The 19,550-nt window shown below is 69.0% G+C and carries 17 protein-coding genes; 4 read left to right on the top strand and 13 right to left on the bottom strand.

All coding sequences use genetic code 11. The annotated features are described in order from the left end of the window. Positions 1-47 precede the first annotated feature (47 nt). The 4 genes from E3O62_RS13365 to E3O62_RS13380 all read right to left on the bottom strand — a co-directional run bounded on the left by E3O62_RS13365 (position 48) and on the right by E3O62_RS13380 (position 4,449). Entirely contained in the window at positions 48-1,088 is a 1,041-nt protein-coding gene (locus tag E3O62_RS13365) for a hypothetical protein (RefSeq protein ID WP_134395253.1), read from the bottom strand. Further along, a complete protein-coding gene (locus tag E3O62_RS13370; RefSeq protein ID WP_134395254.1) occupies positions 1,085-2,383 on the bottom strand; it encodes a sensor histidine kinase in 1,299 nt (432 codons plus the stop codon). Before E3O62_RS13370 ends, E3O62_RS13365 begins: the two co-directional genes overlap by 4 nt. Next, positions 2,370-3,056, bottom strand: coding sequence for a response regulator transcription factor (locus tag E3O62_RS13375; protein WP_104171437.1), 687 nt, complete (start codon positions 3,054-3,056; stop codon positions 2,370-2,372). The genes E3O62_RS13370 and E3O62_RS13375 overlap by 14 nt, the downstream gene beginning before the upstream one ends. Positions 3,057-3,135: 79 nt before the next feature. Then, the gene (locus E3O62_RS13380) at positions 3,136-4,449 is read right to left on the bottom strand and encodes a class I SAM-dependent RNA methyltransferase (protein WP_134398839.1); all 1,314 of its coding nucleotides are present in this window, start codon (positions 4,447-4,449) and stop codon (positions 3,136-3,138) included. Positions 4,450-4,494: 45 nt separating this feature from the next. Between E3O62_RS13380 and E3O62_RS13385 the strand changes: the two genes are divergently transcribed. After that, positions 4,495-5,148, top strand: a complete 654-nt coding sequence (locus E3O62_RS13385) for a nucleoside triphosphate pyrophosphatase (RefSeq protein ID WP_134398840.1) — start codon at positions 4,495-4,497, stop codon at positions 5,146-5,148. A gap of 109 nt (positions 5,149-5,257) precedes the next feature. Next, the gene (locus E3O62_RS13390; RefSeq protein WP_134398841.1) at positions 5,258-7,045 is read left to right on the top strand and encodes a biotin carboxylase N-terminal domain-containing protein; all 1,788 of its coding nucleotides are present in this window, start codon (positions 5,258-5,260) and stop codon (positions 7,043-7,045) included. An 87-nt stretch (positions 7,046-7,132) separates the two neighbouring features. Here E3O62_RS13390 and E3O62_RS13395 read toward each other — a convergent pair whose 3' ends face one another. After that, positions 7,133-8,569, bottom strand: a complete 1,437-nt coding sequence (locus tag E3O62_RS13395; protein ID WP_134398842.1) for an NAD(P)H-quinone dehydrogenase — start codon at positions 8,567-8,569, stop codon at positions 7,133-7,135. A gap of 191 nt (positions 8,570-8,760) precedes the next feature. Between E3O62_RS13395 and E3O62_RS13400 the strand changes: the two genes are divergently transcribed. Together E3O62_RS13400 and E3O62_RS13405 are read left to right on the top strand one after the other, a co-directional pair. Beyond that, entirely contained in the window at positions 8,761-9,594 is an 834-nt protein-coding gene (locus E3O62_RS13400) for a purine-nucleoside phosphorylase (RefSeq protein WP_134395259.1), read from the top strand. 104 nt (positions 9,595-9,698) lie between these two features. Further along, complete coding sequence (locus tag E3O62_RS13405; protein WP_134398860.1) at positions 9,699-11,492, top strand: phospho-sugar mutase; 1,794 nt, start codon at positions 9,699-9,701, stop codon at positions 11,490-11,492. 113 nt (positions 11,493-11,605) lie between these two features. Here E3O62_RS13405 and E3O62_RS13410 read toward each other — a convergent pair whose 3' ends face one another. From E3O62_RS13410 to E3O62_RS13445, 8 genes are all read right to left on the bottom strand, one after another. Further along, positions 11,606-11,878, bottom strand: a complete 273-nt coding sequence (locus tag E3O62_RS13410; protein ID WP_104100338.1) for a PTS sugar transporter subunit IIB — start codon at positions 11,876-11,878, stop codon at positions 11,606-11,608. Beyond that, a complete protein-coding gene (locus tag E3O62_RS13415) occupies positions 11,875-12,339 on the bottom strand; it encodes a PTS sugar transporter subunit IIA (protein ID WP_134395260.1) in 465 nt (154 codons plus the stop codon). Before E3O62_RS13415 ends, E3O62_RS13410 begins: the two co-directional genes overlap by 4 nt. A 41-nt stretch (positions 12,340-12,380) precedes the next feature. Further along, on the bottom strand, positions 12,381-13,502 hold the full coding sequence (locus E3O62_RS13420) for an adenosine deaminase (RefSeq protein WP_134398843.1): 1,122 nt from the start codon (positions 13,500-13,502) through the stop codon (positions 12,381-12,383). Between the two features lie 97 nt (positions 13,503-13,599). Continuing rightward, positions 13,600-14,913 (bottom strand): thymidine phosphorylase, encoded by a 1,314-nt coding sequence (locus tag E3O62_RS13425; RefSeq protein ID WP_134398844.1) that lies wholly within the window; start codon positions 14,911-14,913, stop codon positions 13,600-13,602. A gap of 2 nt (positions 14,914-14,915) precedes the next feature. After that, a complete protein-coding gene (locus tag E3O62_RS13430; protein WP_255570047.1) occupies positions 14,916-15,353 on the bottom strand; it encodes a cytidine deaminase in 438 nt (145 codons plus the stop codon). Further along, positions 15,350-16,645, bottom strand: a complete 1,296-nt coding sequence (locus tag E3O62_RS13435) for an ABC transporter permease (protein WP_370448418.1) — start codon at positions 16,643-16,645, stop codon at positions 15,350-15,352. The genes E3O62_RS13430 and E3O62_RS13435 overlap by 4 nt, the downstream gene beginning before the upstream one ends. Beyond that, complete coding sequence (locus tag E3O62_RS13440; protein WP_166784597.1) at positions 16,642-17,910, bottom strand: ABC transporter permease; 1,269 nt, start codon at positions 17,908-17,910, stop codon at positions 16,642-16,644. The genes E3O62_RS13435 and E3O62_RS13440 overlap by 4 nt, the downstream gene beginning before the upstream one ends. Then, positions 17,907-19,427, bottom strand: coding sequence for an ABC transporter ATP-binding protein (locus E3O62_RS13445; protein ID WP_134395263.1), 1,521 nt, complete (start codon positions 19,425-19,427; stop codon positions 17,907-17,909). Before E3O62_RS13445 ends, E3O62_RS13440 begins: the two co-directional genes overlap by 4 nt. Between the last annotated feature and the right edge of the window lie 123 nt (positions 19,428-19,550).

The following is a 19,550-nucleotide window of genomic DNA, read 5'->3' on the forward strand; positions in this document are numbered from 1 at the left end:
CGGCGTGGCCATGGCGTTGCCCGGGTGTAACCTCGCGGGCCGACCAGCTAGCCCGGGCTGGAGGACGTCAGGACCGGGTCGCGCGGGATCTCCAGCCACAGGTGCACCTCAGGCTCCGGTGACTCCTGGCCGAGGGCGCTCAGCTTCGCGTCTGCGCTGCTGAGACCCACCACGGTGACCGCGGTCGCGGACCCGTCGCCGGCGGTCCGGGCGATGATCGTGTCCGCCAGGGTGGAGTCGATCGCGGCCGCCAGAGTGTTGAGCACCGATTCCAGCTCCGCGCCGCGGATGTCGTCGATACTGCCCTCGTCGAGCAGGGTGACGATGGCGCCGCGGCGACGGGCGGCCATGACCGCGTCACGCACGGCGTCATTGAGCAGCTTCCGTCCGCGGATCTCGTCCCGCACTGCCGCCTCCAGGTAGCGGGACTCCTGACGCTGCTCGTCGTTCAGCATCCCGCCCTGGTCGATGATCCGGCGCAGCATCGGGGCCGCGAGCCGGATGGTCTGGGCGAGCCGCACCTGGCGCTCGTAGAGGTGCGCGTCCTGGGCGGCCTGCCACTCGGTGGCCTCCTGCTCGGCCAGGGCGTACTGCCGGGCGTCGCGACCCGCCTTGGCCAGCGCCCGCACCAGGATGACCGCGACCGCGACCCAGACCACACTGCCGATGACGCCCATGGAGCCCAGGGCCGCCGGGCCAGCCCAGAAAATCGTGTGCACGACCAGCGCCGCGGCGCCGACCCAGGCCAGGCCCGAGCGCCGGCGGGTGGCGGTAATGGTCATCAGGGTGCCCACGGCCGCGACATACCAGGTGGCGTAGCCGTTGTCGACGGAGCCGTCGAGCTGGCTCCCCACGAGCAGCGGCAGCATCGCACAGACAGCGACGTTGAAGAACGCCAGCCACACCGGCATCCGCATCGGGCTGGTCGGCCAGAGGCTGAGCACGGTCGCCACACCGTAGACGAGCAGCGCCAGGATCGTCGGCACCGGGCTGCGCGGCTGGCCCAGCGAGTAGAAGCCGAGCACGACGTGGTAGGCGGAGAACATTGCGGCCAGGGAGAGCACGAGTCCGCGCGGAACGGTGATCACTCGGGACCTCCTTCCGGGGCCGGCGGCCATTCGATGGTGATCGTCGTTCCGCGGCCCATCCCGGCGCGTACGCGCACGGATCCGCCGGCGCTGGCCACCCGGTCCTGGATCGAGATGCGCAGTCCGAGCCGTTCCGCCGGCACAAGCTGGGGGTCGAAGCCCACGCCGGTGTCGGCGATCGTGATCGTGCAGCCCCCGCGAGCGTTCCCGCTCATCGTGAGGGCACGGTCGGGCTCGAAGCTCGGCGTGCCGGCATGCTGGGCGCTGTTCACCATGGCTTGCACGCTCGCGGCGAGGATCGCCTCGCTCGCGTGGACCGGGAGGCGCAACCCGTCGATCTCGCACTCGTCGACGGTGAACGGCACCGGCAGCCGGTCGGCGGCGGCCCGGATCTGCGCGCTGAGCTCGCTGAAGGCAACCGTACTGTCGTCACCGGCAGGCACGATGGCGGCGTCGTTGAGCCGGGTGAGGGCATCAGAGGCCATGCCGGCGGCCAGCTCGGCCGCCTTCGGGCTGCCGGCCGCGGCCGCGGCGAGGAACGTGGCCAGCACGCTGTCGTGCACGATCGAGTCGACCTGCACGCGCTCGACCTCCGTCGCGTGCTGCCTCACGGCGTTCCCATACTGGTGCAGCGCGTTGGTCTGCGCGTTGTCGACCGCGAGGGCCGTCTGCCGCAGCATGAAGATGATGATCAGGATGACCTGGCCGAGGATTATCGCGTAGACCGTGTCCAGGGACGACAGTAGAACATCGGCGTTACCGCCGGACGGTGTCGACCGCACCACGCCGTAGACGATCGGCACGACCACCGTGTAGATGACGGCCGAGAACACCGGGAAGGCCAGAGCGGCGCAGGCCGTTGCGATGGTGCATATGTACCAGAGCCACGGTTTGCCGTCGAGCACGGCCGCGGGGTCACGCATCAGCATGGGCCAGGCCAGCAGCGCCGCCAGATAGAGCATCGCCACGGTTCCGGCGGATGCCCGCACCCCGACCTTGGTCACGGCGGCCACCACGACCGCCGCCAGCGACAGACCGAGCAGCAGCGGCGCGAGCAGACCCATCACCGGCACCCGCACCGGGGCCTGCGCGAGCATGATCGGCATCGCCTGGAGGGCGAAGACCACGCCGACGCCGGCGACGGAACGCGAGGCCACGACTTCGATCCGGGTGCGGCTGATCGGGTTGCGCGGCTGTTTGGGCCCCACGATCGGGTCGGAATCGAGCAGCTCGGCGTCCGAGTGCGCCGCGGTGGAGCCCAGAGGGCCGGAGCCCGCTGGCTTACCCGCGGGCATCTCCGCCATCCGGGTCGAGGCCCGGAAGGATTCCGTCTTCGACGGCGCGCCGGAGCAGGTCCACTTTGGTGGGTGCCGGACGGCCGACCTCCACGTATTTCACCCGGATCCGGTCGAGGTACTCACGGGCGGTCGAGTGAGCGATGCCAAGCTGCATCGCCACCATTTTCAGCGGGAGCCCCGACGCATAGAGGTGCAGCACGTCACGTTCGCGCCGCCCGAGCTGGGCCTTGGCGAAGTCGCGGTCGGCGTCGATGGCCGTGGCCCACTCGAGGTTGTTGAGAACGTCACCGCGGGCCACGGATGCGACGGCCGCCATGACCGTGGTGGTGGGGGACGATTTGGGGATGACGCCGGCCGCGCCCGCGGCAAGCGCCTCGCGCACCAGGGCGACCCGATCGGCGATGCTGTGCACGAGGACCGACGCGCCCGTGCTCTGGGCACGGTGCACATTGTCGGTGACGCGGGATCCATCGCCCAGCGACAGATCCAACACGATGACGTCCACGGCGCGGCCGTCGATGCCGTCCACGAGTTCCTGCACGGTGGGCGCGGTGAAAACGACCTCGTAGCCGACGTTCTCACAGGCCGCCTTGATGCCCAGGCGCACCGACTCGTGATCGTCGGCGATGCCCACCCGCACGGGATGGCCGAGTTCGAGGGCGCCGGGAATTCCCGGGGCCGAGGGGAGAGGTGTTGCTGGCTGGTTCACGGTTCCTACGTCCTCACGTTGTCGTACAGGTCAACGATAGCTACCGGGACAGGAGCGCGACGGCTTCGACATGGTGGGTATTGGGGAACAGGTCGAAGGCACGCAGCCGGCGCAGGGTGTACCCGTGTCCGGCGAGGAGGGCGATGTCGCGGGCCAGGGCGACGGGGTCACAGGCCACGTAGACGATCTGGGCCGGTTCCACGGCGCCGAGCAGGTCGATGACCTCCTTGCCGGCACCGGAGCGTGGCGGGTCGAGAATCACCGTGGCGGCCGACTGGCGAGCCTTCTCGGCGGCGCTCGAATCGCGCACGAGCGCGTTCAGGAACCGGTCGACGCGGGAGGTCTGCACGCTGGCCCCCACCCATTCGGCGAGGTTCTCGGCCGCGAAGTCCGTGGCCTGCGGGTCACTCTCGACGCTGGTCATGCGCACCGTGCTGCCGAACCGGTCGCCCACGGCGGCGGCGAGCAGGCCGACCCCGCCGTAGAGGTCCAGGTTCGCGGCCCGGGGGTCGAAGGCGTCCGCGTCGATGGTGTCCTGCACCGCGCGGTAGAGGGTTTCGGCGGCGCTGGTGTGCACCTGCCAGAACCCAGCGGCGTCGAGGCGGAACTCACGCTCGCCCACTACCTCGCGGATCAACGTTTTCGGGGTGTGCCGGCGTCGGCCCTTGTCGTCCTGCTCCGCCACCAGGATCTGCACGGAGCCCAGGCTCGGGGCGACGATGTCGACGGATGCGGCGCCGGGGAACATTTTGTCCAGCGGCGCGGCCGCCTCGAGCAGGCGGTCGGCCAGCGGCAGGTCACCGACCGGGATCACCCGGTGCGAGCGGGCGGCATAGGGGCCGACAGAGCCGTCCTCGTCCACGTGCAGGCGCACGCGGGTGCGCCAGCCGGTGCCGTCGGCGGCGTCGCCGGGCGAGGCGTTGGGGCCGACCGGGACCGGCTCGACCGTGACCTCGGACTCGATGCCGGCCATCCGTTTCAAGGCGTCGGCCAAAACCTGGCGCTTCAGCTCGCGCTGGAAACCGAGCTCGATGTGGCCGAACTCGGCGCCGCCGGCGCGGTCGACGGGGTCGCGGTCGAGGGCGGCGGCGGCCCAGATGTGCGGCTGACGCTCCGGTGCCGGGGTGAGCACTTCGACGGTCTCCGCCCGCCAGAAGCTTTTGTGGCTGGCCGAGGTCAGCCGGGCGCGCACGCGCTCCCCCGGCAGTGTGTCACTCACGAAGACCACGCGGCCCTCATTTCTCGCGATGAAGATGCCGCCGTGGGCTACGTTGGTGACGTCGAGTTCGAGTTCCGCGCCCACTTCTGCGGAGTGCCCGTTCGAATCTGCCTGAATGTCATTGCTGGTGCCCATCCTTCGATGATCCCACACCGCTTGCACCCCCACCGAAGGAAACCCATGCGCTTGTACCTGGCGTCCACGTCTCCGGCCCGGCTGATGCTGCTTCGCACCGCGGGGATCGAACCCGTCACGGTCGCGCCCGACGTCGACGAGGACCTGGTCGCCGCCGACGCGGCCCGGTTGGGCGGTGGACCACTGACTCCCCACCGGGTCGTGGAGTTGCTGGCGCGGGCCAAGGCGGAGGCCGTGTCCCGCGTGTTGACCGACAGCGGCGACATCACCGACGGCCTCGTGCTCGGCGGCGACTCGGTCTTCGTGATCGACGACGTCATCTACGGCAAGCCGCACACCGCCGCGAAGGCGCGCGAACGCTGGCACCTGCAGCGCGGCCGTACCGGGCAGCTGTATTCGGGCCATTGGCTGATCGACCACTCGGCCGGCGTGGCCGGGCGCGGTGTCGGCGCCGTCGCCGTCGCCGACGTCACCTTCGCCGACGACATCGGGGATGCGGAGCTGGACGCCTATATTGCCACCGGCGAGCCTCTGCTCGTGGCCGGGGCCTTCACCATCGACAGCCTCGGGGCGCCGTTCATCACCCACATCAGCGGGGATCCGTCCACCGTCGTCGGGCTCTCGCTGCCGACGCTACGCCGGCTGGTGACCGGTCTCGGACACGCGTGGCCGAGCCTGTGGAACCGCACCGACGACTGACAGATTGCCGGCTTTCGAGGCTGTTTGTAGGCATCCGCACCTTTCTCCGGCCTCTTTTTGTGGGAGAGAACCAAAAACCCGGTCGCTCTGCCCCATAAGCTAGGGCACTGTGCCCCCAATAACGAAGGTCCTCATCGCAAACCGGGGCGAAATCGCCGTCCGGGTGATCCGAGCCGCAAAAGACAGCGGCATTGCCTCGGTTGCCGTCTACGCTGACCAGGATCGCGACTCGATGCATTCGCATCTGGCCGACGAGGCCTACGGTCTCGACGGAACCACGAGCGCCGACACCTACCTCGTCATCGAGAAGCTACTCTCTGTCGCCCGACGGTCCGGCGCCGATGCCGTGCACCCCGGCTACGGGTTCCTCGCCGAGAACGCCGACTTCGCCCGCGCCGTGATCGGGGCCGGCCTGATTTGGATCGGCCCCTCCCCCGACGCCATTGAGAAGCTCGGCGACAAGGTCTCCGCACGGCACGTCGCCGAGAAGGTGCATGCGCCGATGGCGCCCGGCACCCTCAACCCGGTGGCGGATGCCGCGGAGGTGCTCGATTTCGTCGACCTCCACGGCCTGCCGGTCGCGATCAAGGCGGCCTTCGGCGGCGGCGGCCGCGGCCTCAAGGTCGCCCGCACCCGCGAGGAGGTGCCCGAGCTCTTCGACTCCGCCACCCGCGAGGCCATTGCCGCGTTCGGCCGTGGCGAATGCTTCGTCGAAAAGTACCTGGACAAGCCGCGCCACGTCGAGACCCAGTGCCTCGCCGACGCATCCGGCACGGTCGTCGTCGTCTCCACCCGCGACTGTTCCCTGCAGCGCCGCCACCAGAAGCTGGTCGAGGAAGCCCCCGCGCCGTTCCTGACCGACGCGCAGCGTAACGAGATGTATCGCGCGTCCAAGGCGATCCTCGCCGAGGTCGGCTACGTGGGCGCCGGCACCTGCGAGTTCCTGATCGGCCAGGACGGCACCGTCTCGTTCCTGGAGGTCAACACCCGGCTGCAGGTCGAGCATCCCGTGTCCGAGGAAGTGACCGGAATCGATCTGGTGCGCGAGCAGTTCCGCCTGGCCGAGGGCGGTCGTCTCGACTACCCCGACCCGGAGCCGATCGGACACTCCTTCGAGTTCCGCATCAACGGCGAGGATGCCGGCCGCGGCTTCATGCCGGCCCCCGGCCCGGTGCACGTCTTCAAGCCCTCCGGGGGTCCCGGGGTGCGCGTGGACAGCGGCGTCACCGCCGGCGACGTCATCTCGGGTTCGTTCGACTCTCTTCTCGCCAAGCTCATCGTCACCGGCGCCACCCGCGAGGAAGCGCTCGAGCGTTCCCGCCGGGCCCTGGACGAGTTCGAGGTCGCGGGCCTCCCCACGGTGCTGCCGTTCCACCGCCGGATCGTGCGCGACCCCGCGTTCGCTCCCGCCAACGGTGCGCCGTTCTCGATCTTCACCCGGTGGATCGAGACCGAGTTCGTCAACGACATCGAGCCGTGGAACGGCTCGCCGGAAGTGCTGACCGGCCCCGCTAAGCGCCACAACGTCGTCGTCGAGGTGGAGGGGCGACGGATCGAGGTCAGTCTGCCGGTGCGCCTGCTGCCCGGCTCCGCCTCCGAGAACACGGTCGGCCCGGCACCCCGTCGGCGCGGCGGCTCCCCGTCCGTCAGCTCGGCCACCGGCGACGCCGTACACGCCCCGATGCAGGCGACCATCGTGAAGCTGGCCGTGGCCGAGGGCGACCTCGTCGTCAAGGGCGATCTGCTGCTGGTGCTGGAGGCCATGAAGATGGAGCAACCACTGACCGCCCATAAGGACGGCATCGTCGGCAACGTGGGGGCGATCATCGGCGCGACCGTGGCCTCCGGCTTCCTGCTGATGGCCGTCATGGACGCCGTGGAAGCAGTGGACGCCTGACCCGCGTCACCGGCTGACACGTCAACGCCCCCGTTCCCTGAACGAGGGCGTTGGCTTTTCTTTCGTTTGTGGTGTCCCTCGAAGGCGTCAGAGCACGATGTGCATGGCGCGGGCGGCATCCGTGATCGAATGCGTCAGCGACGGGTAGACCGGGAACGCTCGTGCGACCTCGTCGACGGTGAGCCGGTGCTCCACGGCCAAAGCGAGCGGGAAGATCAGTTCGCTGGCCTTGGGGGCCACGATCACGCCGCCGATGACGGTGCCGGTGGTGGTGGTGGCGAACAGCTTCACGAAGCCGTCCTTGATGCCCATCATCTTGGCCCGAGGGTTCGAAGCGAGCGGGAGCTTATAGATGCTGCCGCGGGTGAGGCCGTCCTCGATCTGCTTCTGGGTCCAGCCGACCGTGGCGATCTCCGGCTGCGTGAAGATGTTGGCCGCGACGTTTCGAATCTCGATCGGGTTGACCGCGTCGCCCATGGCGTGGAACACGGCCGTGCGGCCCATCATCGAGGCGACGGATGCCAGCGGCAGCTCGGTCGTGCAGTCCCCGGCCGCGTAGATGTTCGGCATCGACGTGCGCGCGACCCGGTTGACCCGGATGTGACCGGAGTCGGTGAGCTGCACGTCGGCTTCCTCGAGGCCGAGGCCCTTCGTGTTCGGCACAGACCCGACCGCGATCAGGCAGTGGCTACCCTCGACGGTTCGGCCGTCGGCCAGCGTGGCCAGCACTCCGCCCACCGTGCGCACGACGGACTCGGCGCGGGACGTGCTGAGCACGACCATGCCGTTGCGCTTGAATACGTTCTCGACCACGTTCGCGGCGTCGGCGTCCTCACCGGGCAGCACGCGGTCGCGGCTGGAAATCAGGGTGACCTTGGCACCGAGGGCGCGGTAGGCGGAGGCGAATTCGGCCCCGGTCACCCCGGAGCCCACGACGATGAGGTGTTCGGGTACGGCCCGCAGGTTGTAGAGCTGCGTCCAGGTGAGGATGCGCTCGCCGTCGGGGAGCGCGGTGGGCAGGATGCGCGGGGTTGCCCCGACGGAGACGACGATCGTGTCGGCCTCGATCCGGTCGAAGTCCGTGCCGGAGCCGTCTTCGGCCGTGGACACGATCACGCCGCTGGTGCCGTCCAGTCGGCCGTGGCCGTGCACCAGGTTGACCCCGGCGCGCATCAGGGTGGACTTCATGTCTTCGGACTGCTGCCGGGCCAGGGCCAGGAGCCGCTTGTTGACCGCGGCGAGGTTGATGGCCACCTCGGGGCGGGCCGGCTTGCCCTTTTCGCCACGCACGAACAGCTGCACGCCGAGCTCGGTCGCGTCGTGGATCGAGTTGGTGGCCTCGGCCGTCGCGATGAGAGACTTGGACGGGACGACATCCGTGATCACGGCCGAGCCGCCGATGCCGACACGCTCGATCAGGGTGACCTCGGCGCCCTGCTGAGCGCCGGCCAGGGCGGCCTCATACCCGCCGGGACCTCCGCCGAGGATAGCGATGCGCTGCTTGCGTTCGAAGTCGTAGGCCATGCTCATATTCTCCTGCCCCGGCGCGCCCGCCGCCAAACCCGGGGCTCCGCTCCCCCGTCGACGAATCAATTCGACGGGGATTCTGCCCAAAATTGACGTTCCGTCCCCTCTTCGGCTGCTCATATGCAGAATCTCCGCCACTTTCGGACAACGGACCGTGTACGAAATCGGGGGGCAATTAGAGTAGGGGGATGCTGAAGACCGACAATAATCCGCTTGACGCGCCAGAGACCGATCCGTTTGATGTTGCACGGACCGCCGCTTCTGAAATCGCCGAAGCCACGGGCGTAGCCCGCCACGACATCGCCCTGACCCTGGGCAGCGGATGGGGCAAGGCCGCCGATCTCATCGGCGAGACCACGCACACCCTCGACGCGCAGTACATCACCGGTTTCAGCGCACCCGCCCTGGCCGGCCACGCCGGCACGCTGCGTTCGGTGCTGCTGCCCAGCGGCAAGCGCGCCCTCCTCATCGGCGCCCGCACCCACTATTACGAAGGCCACGGTGTGCGCCGGGTCGTGCACAGCGTGCGCACCGCCGCCGCCACCGGCGCGACGACCATGATCCTCACCAACGGTGCCGGCGGCATCCGGGAGACCTGGAAAGCCGGCACCCCCGTGCTGATCAGCGACCACATCAACCTCACCGCCGACTCGCCCCTCGAGGGCGCGACGTTCGTCGACCTGACCGACCTCTATTCACGCCGCCTGCGCGACCTGGCCCGCACCATCGACCCGTCGCTCGACGAGGGCGTGTACTGCCAGTTCCGCGGCCCGCACTACGAGACGCCGGCCGAGGTGCAGATGGCCAAGGTCATCGGTGGCCACATCGTCGGCATGTCGACCGCCCTCGAGGCGATCGCCGCCCGCCAGTCGGGCATGGAGATCCTCGGTCTGTCGCTGATCACCAACCTCGCGGCCGGAATCCAGCAGGACCCGCTCAGCCACTCGGAGGTGCTCGAGGCCGGAAAGCTCGCCGAGCCCGTCATCAGCGCGCTCCTCGCCCGGATCGTGGCCGCACTGTGAGCCTCGACAACACCGACCCGCAGCTCACCGGCCGGCATTCCGCCGACGCCGACGCTGCTCCCGCGTCCGATGCCGGCACCACCGAAACAGTCCTGCCCGACACGATGGTCATCAACACCATCGACGCCGACGACGACGCAGACACCAGCACCGGCACGGATGCCGTGAGCGGCAGCGACACCGGCACCGACTCCGCTCCGGCCGCTGCTGCCACGCCGACCGTGATCGCCGTGGCCAATGCCTGGCTCAGCCAGGACCCCGATCCCGAGACCCAGGCCGAGCTGCGCCTCCTGCTGCGCGGGGCCGGCGACGGCGACGCCGTCGCACTCGCGGAGCTGCACGCCCGCTTCGACGAGCGCCTCGCCTTCGGCACGGCGGGTCTGCGCGGCGCCATCGCCGCCGGCTCCAACCGGATGAACCGCGTGCTCGTCTGCCAGGCAGCCGCCGGCCTCGCCGCGTTCCTGAAGAAGAACACCGCCTCGGGCCGGGTCCCCTCGGTCGTCATCGGCTATGACGGGCGTAAGAACTCGCAGGTCTTCGCCACTGACTCGGCCGCGATCATGGCCGGTGCCGGGGTGCGCGCCATCCTGCTCCCCCGCCTGCTACCGACCCCCGTGCTCGCGTTCGCTGTGCGCCACCTCGACGTCGGCGCGGGCATCATGGTCACCGCCTCGCACAACCCTCCCAACGACAACGGCTACAAGGTCTACCTGGGCGGCGCCAACCAGGGCTCCCAGATCGTTTCGCCCGACGACGCCGCGATCGCGGCCGAGATCCTGCGCGTCGCCGCGGAGGAACGGGTTCCCGACCTGCCCCGGGCACCCTACGAGACGGCGCCCGAGTCGATCGTGCAGGCCTACATCGACGCGACGGCAGGTCTCGCCCGCCGGCCCCTCGCACAGGTCAACACGGTTTACACGGCCCTGCACGGCGTCGGCTGGGACACCACCCGCCGGGTGTTTGAAGCCGCCGGCTTCGACCTGCCCACGCTCGTCGACGCCCAGATCGCCCCGGATGCCGCCTTCCCCACGGTCTCCTTCCCCAACCCCGAAGAACCCGGCGCGATGGACCTCGCCTATGAAACGGCCCGTGAGACCGGCGCCGAGCTGATCATCGCCAACGACCCCGACGCCGACCGCCTTGCGATCGCCATCCCGCAGGAGGGGTCCCCCGACGGGTACCGGCGCCTCAGCGGCAACGAGGTCGGGGCGATCCTCGGCTGGCGAGCCGCGGAACTGGCCGCGAGCGCCACCGGTGACGGCGGTGCCACCGGCACCCTCGCGTGCTCCATCGTCTCCACCCCGGCGCTGGAGGCCGTGGCGAAGGCTTACGGGCTGCGGTTCACCGACACCCTCACCGGCTTCAAGTGGGTGTCGCGCGCGCCCGACCTGATCTTCGGCTTCGAGGAGGCCCTCGGCTACCTCGTGAACCCTGAAACCGTGCGCGACAAAGACGGCATCTCCGCCGCCGTGGCGCTGCTCTCCCTGGTCAGCAATCTGAAGGCGGAGGGCGTCACCCTCGCCCAGCACCTCGACCGTTTCAGCGAACGGTTCGGCCACTTCGCCTCCGGCCAGATCTCGGTGCGCGTCACCGACCTGACCGAGATCGAGCAGGTCATGGCGCGGCTGCGCGAGACACCCCCGGCCTTCGTCGGTAGCATCGCCGTCGACCACATCGACGACCTCTCCGAGGGCTTCAACGGCCTGCCGCCCAGCGACGTGCTGCGCATCCGGCTGACCGACGGCTCCCGCGTCATGGTGCGCCCGAGCGGCACCGAGCCCAAGCTCAAGGTCTACCTCGACACCAGCAGTTCCGTCGGCACGGTCGCCGAACGCCGGGCCGCCGCGGAGGCAACCCTGGCCGAGCTCGACCGGGGTATGCGCGTGCTGATCGCCTAGACCCGCGAAACGCGGTGCAGCATCCGTTCGCACGGCGCGCGGGTGTTGCGCCGCTGCGCGGGTGGCGTGCCACACGCGCAAGGGCGCAACTGCAGCGCACCGCCGCGAGGGCGTCAGCCCAGGGCGGTCTCCAGCTTGGCGGTGAGCTCGTCCACATCGAAGTAGTTGTCGATCACGACGATATCGGCATTGGTCTTGCCGATGGCGTCGACCAGCTCCGACGAGGTCAGGATGACCTGGGCATCCGCCCCGACCGTGCTCACCCCGGCGATGTCGGTGGCCGTGACGAAAGCCTCGATATCGAGGCGTTTGAGCGCGCGCTCGGCGTTGATTTTGAGGATGGCGGAGGTTCCCACTCCCACCCCGCAGAGTGCGACGATCTTCATGAGGGCTCCTCGGTTGCGGTCGGCACGCCGAGCAGGGCACGGATGGCGTCGGCATCCGTGGCCGCGGCGAGCGAGGGGATGACGTGCGCGTCGTTGAAGACGTTGGCCAGCTCGGCCACGAGCAGCACGTGCTCGTCGGAGCTGGTGACGGCGAGCCCGAGCACCACGCTGACCGGGTCGTTGTGCGGATGTCCGAACGCCACCGGGTCGGCCAGGGTCACGATGCTGAGACCCTCGGTGTGCACATCGGGTCCGGGTCGGGCGTGCGCGAGCGCCAGCCCGGGCGCGATGACCACGTAGGCACCGAATTCCTCGATGACGGCGATCATTCGCTTCGTGTATTCGGGGGCGGTGGCGCCGGAGCGCTCGAGGGCGTCACCGGCGGCGGCCACCGCGCCGCGCCAGTCGTCGACCTGGACGCCGATCGCGATGGCTTCAAGGGGCAGGGGCGGAAGGGGCATGGGAACTTTCACGGGGTTGGGGGTCGGCTTTCGCGAGTCGCTCAGGCGCTTTCGAAACCGGCGACGATGGCGTCCGCCAGCTCTTCGCGTTCGTCGAGCGGAAGGAACGCGGCCTGCGCCGCGTTGAGCTGGAAGACCTCGAGGTCGTCGATGTCGTAGCCGAACGCGTCGCTGAGCAGCGCGAGTTCCTGGGTCAGGGTGGTGCTGCTCATCAGGCGGTTGTCGGTGTTGACCGTGACCCGGAAGCCCAGCTGGTAGAGCAGGTCGAAGGGGTGGTCGAGCAGGTCCGCGCCCCACGCGGCGATTGCGCCGGTCTGCAGGTTGGACGACGGGCTGAGCTCGAGGGCGATTTCGCGGTCGCGCGCCCACTGCGCCACCGGGCCGAGCGTGACGTAGGTGTTCTCCGCGTCTTCGCGGCCGATCACGATGTCCTCGGCAAGGCGCACGCCGTGGCCCAGGCGCAATGCCCGGCCGTCGTAGAGCGCCCCGCGGATGCTCTCCAACCCGTCAGCCTCGCCCGCATGCACGGTGACGGGCAGGAAGGCCTTCGCGAGGAAGTCGAACGCGTCCCGGTGGTGGTGGGCCGGGAACCCCAGTTCGGCCCCGGCGATGTCGAAGCCGACAACGCCGTTGGAACGATGCCGCACGGCGAGTTCCGCGATCTCCAGGCTGCGCTCGGCATGCCTCATGGCCGTGATCAGCTGGCCGATCCGAATGCGGGACCCGGCGCCCGCGACCAGCGCGATGCCGGCCTCGATGCCCTCCTGCACCGCCTCGACGCTCTGGTCGAGGGTGAGGCCGCGGGCCAGGTGCTGCTCGGGGGCCCAGCGGATCTCCCCGTAGATCACGCCGTCGGCGGCGAGGTCCTCCACGAACTCGCGGGCCACGCGCGCCAGGCCTTCGCGGGTCTGCATCACGCCGACGGTGACGTCGAAAGTCTTCAGGTAGTCGACCAGGGTGCCGGAGTCGGCCTGGGTGCTGAACCAGGACCCGAGCGATCGGGCATCCGTCGCCGGCAGCGCCAGCCCGACCGCGTCGGCCAGCTCGATGATGGTCTGCGGGCGCAGGCCGCCGTCGAGGTGGTCGTGCAGGGAGATCTTCGGCAGTGCGTTGATGCTCGTGCCGACACCGGGCAGCAGGTAGTCCTCAGGGCTCGTGTTCACCCCTTTAATCTACCGGCTGGGTGCTGAGAGTCACACTGCTGGGCCGAGCCGGCCCGCACATCCGTTCAGATGCACGGGCCGAGACCGGCCGGGCGGTTCAGCGGCCGATGCGCTCGGCGATCAACGGGCCGCCGTCCTGCACGGGCTCGTCGGGGTCTCCGATGCGATATGCGCCGTCCACGGCCTCCAGGGCCCGCACGAAGCGCTCGGGCTCGTCGGCGCTGAGGGTGAACAGGGGCTGGCCGGCGCGCACGGTATCGCCGGGCTTGGCGTGCAGATCGATGCCGGCGGCGTGCTGCACCGGATCCTGCTTGCGGGCGCGGCCGGCGCCGAGGCGCCAGGCGCCGATGCCGAATGGCAGCGCCTGCTGCTCGACGAGAACACCGTCTCGCAGGGCGGTGACGACGTGGGTCTCGCGGGCCACGGGCAGCGGGGCGTCGGGATCGCCGCCCTGGGCACGGATCACGTCGCGCCACTTGTCCATGGCGCGCCCGTCGGTGAGGGCGGATTCCACGTCGACGTCGGTGATGCCCACCAGAGCGAGCATCTCCCGGGCCAGGGCCACGGTGAGCTCGACGACATCCGCCGGCCCGCCGCCGGCGAGAACCTCGACCGATTCACGCACCTCGTTGGCGTTTCCGATCGCGAGCCCGAGCGGCACGTTCATGTTGGTGAGCAGAGCGGATGTCGCCACGCCGGCGTCCTCGCCGAGGGCCACCATGGTGCGGGCGAGCTCCCGGGACCGTTCGATGTCTTTCAGGAACGCACCCGACCCGAACTTCACGTCCAGGACGAGGGCGCCGGTGCCCTCCGCGATCTTCTTCGACATGATCGACGACGCGATCAGCGGGATCGCCTCGACGGTGCCGGTGATGTCGCGCAGCGCGTAGAGCTTGCCGTCGGCCGGGGCCAGACCACCGCCGGCGGCGCAGATCACGCCGCCGAATTCCTGCAGCTGCGCGAACATCTCCTCGTTGGTGAGGTGCGCACGCCAGCCGGGGATGGATTCGAGCTTGTCGAGGGTGCCGCCGGTGTGGCCGAGGCCGCGGCCGGACAGCTGCGGCACGGCTGCACCGAAGACCGCCACGAGTGGCATCAGCGGCAGGGTGATCTTGTCGCCGACGCCGCCGGTGGAGTGCTTGTCGGTGGTCGGCTTGCCGAGTCCGGCGAAGCTCATCCGCTCGCCGCTGTTGAGCATCGCCATGGTGAGATCCTTGATCTCCCGACGGTTCATGCCGTTCAGGAAGATCGCCATGGTCATGGCGGCCATCTGCTCGTCGCCGACGTAACCGCGCGTGTACGCGTCGATCAGCCAGTCGATCTGCGGCGTGCTGAGCTCGCCCCGATCACGCTTGGCATGGATCAGGTCCACGGCGTCGAAGGCCTCGATACGGTTCTCGTTGGTGCTCACAGCTACTCTTCCTGATATTCGGCGAGCTGCCTCGGCCCGAAGGCGTCCGGCAGCACTTCATCGATGGTGCGCACACCCGACACGGTCTCCAGCAGCATGCCGGGCGCGGAATGTTCGTACAACAGCTGACGGCAGCGGCCGCAGGGCATCAGCGTTCGGCCGTTGCCGTCGACGCAGGTGAACGCGACGAGCTGGCCTCCCCCGGTCAGGTGCAGCACGGAGACGAGGGCGCATTCGGCGCAGAGGGTGAGCCCGTAGGAGGCGTTTTCCACGTTGCATCCGCTGATCACACGACCGTCGGTGACCTGCGCCGCGGCGCCGACCGGGAACTTCGAGTACGGCACATAGGCCTGGGCCATCGCCGTCGTCGCGGCCTCCCGCAGCGCGGCCCAGTCGATGTCGCCGGCCGCTGGCGAGGCGCCATGGCTTACGCCGGTCACGATTTGATGTAGGGCTTGCCGGATGCCGCCGGTCCCCGCGACGTTCCGACGAACCCGGCAACGGCGGCGATGGTGATCAGGTACGGCAGCATGAGCATGAACTCGCTCGGCACCGGCGAGCCGATGACACTGAGCACATTCTGCAAGTTGGTCGCGAACCCGAACAGGAGGGCGGCCAGCGTGGCCCGGATCGGATCCCAACGGCCGAAGATCACGGCGGCCAGCGCGATGAAGCCGGCTCCGGCGGTCATCTCCTTGCCGAATGCGCCCACCGAACCGAGGGTGAAGTAGGCGCCGCCGAGGCCGACGATCGCCCCGGCGAGCGACACATTCCAGAACCGGGTGCGGCCGACGTTGATGCCGACGGTGTCTGCCGCCTGGGGGTGCTCGCCCACGCTGCGGAGGCGCAGGCCCCACCGGGTGTGGAAGATGCCGTAGTACACCAAGGCGACGGCCACGTACATGATGTAGACGATCAGGGTCTGCCGGAACAAGACCGGCCCGATGATCGGGATCTCGCTGAGCAGCGGGATGTTGATCCGCTCGAATCGAGGCGGCTGGTTGAGCAGGGCCGCGTTGGGCGCCATCACCTGGGAGTAAAGGAAACCGGTGACGCCGATCACGAGAACGTTGAGCACGACACCGACGATGACCTGGTCGACGAAGTACTTGATCGAGAACGAGGCGAGCACCATCGAAACGAGCACGCCGGCGAGCATGGCCGCGACGAGGCCGAGGATGGGCTGGTTGGTCAGGGACGCCACCATGGCCGAGGTGAACGCCCCGGCGAGCAGTTGCCCCTCGATGGCGATGTTGACCACGCCGACCCGTTCGGAGATGACACCGCCGAGGGCGCCGAAGATCAGCGGTACGGCCAAACTGAGCGAGCCGAACAGCAGCCCGGGCACCGGGATGGACTCGCCGGCGGCAGCCCAGACCAGGAATCCGATCAGGAAGAGCACCGCGTAGACGGAGATCAGCCAGATCGGCACCTGACGCCTGGACTGCACCAGCCACACGCTCACGCCCGTGATCAACAGCAGCAGCACACTGATGACGATGCCGGTCAGCCGGGTGGGCAGCAGGAGATCGGAAAGCTGGATCAGGTCGCTCGAGGTGGAGAGCCGCATGGTGCTGACCCCCTCGCGGCCGAAGGCCACGAAGAGCGCGAAGGCGACGACGGTGAAGATCGCCAGGGCGATGGGCGACTTCCAACTCTTCACGATTTCGAAGTCGGGGCGATCGTCGGCGGTGGATGATACGGGCTGGACGGCCGGGGCAACGGTGCTCACTGTGCAGCCACCTCCTGGGAAACGTTGGGCAGTGCCCGGCGGGGCGCGGAGCCCGGGGCCGGCAGTCGGAAGATGGCCCGCACGAGAGGCGGAGCCGCGATGAAAAGCACGATCAGTGACTGCACGACGAGCACGATGTCGATCGGCACACCCTCCGCCGCCTGCATCGAGAAACCGCCGGCCTTGAACGCGCCGAACAGGATGCCCGCGGCGAACACACCCCAGGGCTTGGAACGGCCCAGCAGCGCGACCGTGATCGCATCGAAGCCGATGCCGGAGTCGAGTCCGGCGCCGAAACCGCTGGTCGTGGTGCCGAGCACCTGGTTGATGCCGGCCAGGCCGATCAGTCCGCCCGAGAACAGCATCGCGTAGACGTAGATGCGCTTGACGCTGATGCCGGCGACGCGCGCCGCGTGGGGGTTCAGTCCCACGGCCCGGAACTGGAAGCCCAGGTTCGACCGGGACAGCAGCCACCAGGTGAAAACCGTGGCGGCGATGGCCAGGATGAAGCCGAAGTGCAGCGAGTACGTCGAGCCGAGAAGGTCCGGGAAGACCGCGGTGACCTTCGTCGCCGGGCTCTTCGGGTTGTTCGATCCGGGGGTCTTCAGGAAGCCCTCGCGCAGCAGGTAGCTGACCAGGTAGAACGCGACGTAGTTGAGCATGATCGTGGTGATCACCTCATGGGCGCCGGTGCGGGCCTTGAGCAGACCCACGATCCCACCCCAGAGGGCGCCACCGAGCACGCCGGCCACGAGGGCCGCGACCATGTGCAGGCCGTAGGGCAGGTCGACGGCGAAACCGACCCAGCCGCCGAGGGCGGCGGCGATCAGCATCTGGCCGCGGCCACCGATGTTGAACATGCCCACCCGGAAGCCCAGCGCCACGCCGAGCCCCGCCATGATCAGCGGGGTCGCGAAGGTGAGCGTCTCGGTGAGCGGCTTGATGCCGGCGGCGAAGCTCGGCCGACGGAAGTTGTAGACCGACCCCTGGAACAGGGCCGAGTAGGCGCCGGACACGGAGTACCAGACTTCCCGCAGCAGGTCGCCGGGCCGGGAGAAGAAGTAGCCTGCGGCTTCCTGAACACCCTCGTTGGTGAAGGCGATCATGATGCCGCCGACGAAGAGCGCGAGCACGACGGCGAGCACGGAGATGATCGCGTTGCCGGTGGTGATCTCGCGGAACGCCTGGTTCCAGCGGGACGGCTGTTCGGGGGCCGGGCTTGACGGCGTTCCTGACGTGGTCGTGGGACCCTGTGTCGCGCTCACGCGGCAGCTCCTTCTCCGGCGGGCGTTTCGCCGGCCATCATCAAACCGAGTACGGCGCGCGGCGTGTCACCGGGGACGATGCCGACGATGCGACCGCGGTACATGACCATGATCCGGTCCGCGAGGGCTGCCACCTCGTCGAGCTCCGTCGAGATGACGATCACGGGCGTGCCGGCATCCCGGGTGGCCACGATGCGTTCGTGGACGAACTCCACCGAGCCGACGTCGAGCCCGCGGGTGGGCTGGGCGGCGACGAAGAGGCGCAGATCGCGGCCGAGCTCGCGGGCGAGCACGACCTTCTGCTGGTTGCCGCCGGAGAGCTTGCCGACCGGGGTCTCGATGCCCTGGGCGCGCACGTCGAACTCTGTGACTTTTTTTTCGGCGAACGCGGCGAGGACGGCCCGCTGCACGTTCCACCGTTTGACGAAGGGGAGCGCGTTCGAGCGGTCGAGCATCAGGTTCTCGGCGATGGTGAACTCACCGACCAGTCCGTCTTCGTTGCGGTCTTCCGGCACGAATCCGACTCCGGCGTCGAGTACCTGGCGCACCGAATGCCCGCGCAGCGACTTGCCGTCGAGGGTGATCTCCCCGGAGACCCGCGATTGGAGCCCCATCATCGCCTCGGTGAGTTCGGTCTGGCCGTTTCCCTGTACCCCGGCGATGGCCAGGATCTCGCCCTTGTGCACCTCGAAGCTGACGTTGTTGACCAGGATCTGGCCGTGCGGGTCGAGCACGGTGAGGTTCTTCACCGACAGAACCGCCTCACCGGGCAGTGCCGGGGACTTGTCCACGGTGAGGTCGACCGCACGGCCGACCATCTGGGTGGCCAGCTCGACGTTGCTCGCGGTCGGGGACGCCTCGCCGACGACCTTGCCCAGACGGATGACGGTAATCCGGTCGGCGACCTCGCGCACCTCGCGCAGCTTGTGCGTGATGAACACGATGGAGGTGCCGCTCGCCTTGAGCTGGCGCATGATGACCATCAGCTCGTCGGTCTCCTGCGGCGTGAGCACGGCGGTGGGCTCGTCGAAGACGAGCACCTTCGCGTCGCGCGAGAGCGCCTTGATGATCTCGACCCGCTGCTGCACGCCGACGGGGAGGTCTTCGACGAGCGCATCCGGGTCGACGTCGAACCCGAACCGCCGGGAGATCTCGCGCACGTGCTTGCGGGCCGCGGGCAGGTCGAGGCGACCGCCGGCCTTGGTCTCCTCATGCCCGAGCATGACGTTCTCGGCGACGGTGAACACCGGGATGAGCATGAAGTGCTGGTGCACCATGCCGATGCCGGCGGCCATGGCGTCGCCGGGGCCGCTGAAGTGCTGCACCACGTCGTCGAGGAGGATATCGCCCTCTTCGGCCCGGTACAGGCCGTAAAGCACGTTCATCAGGGTGGATTTCCCCGCGCCGTTTTCGCCGAGCAGTGCGTGGATTTCTCCGGCCTCGACGGTGAGGTCAATGTGGTCATTCGCGACCAGGGCACCGAATCGCTTCGTAATGCCTCGAAGTTCGAGCTTCATGTCGTCGATTCTATTCAGTGGCGAGCGAAAGTTGACGCTCTTGCTCATATGTTGGCGGGGTGGCGCGGTTCGCTCGGGTGTGCAGGCATCACGGCCGGCGACATCCGCCCACTAACGCAGGAG

Origin of the sequence: Cryobacterium sp. TMT2-15-1, assembly GCF_004402345.1 — a bacterium.
GTDB lineage: Bacteria > Actinomycetota > Actinomycetes > Actinomycetales > Microbacteriaceae > Cryobacterium > Cryobacterium sandaracinum.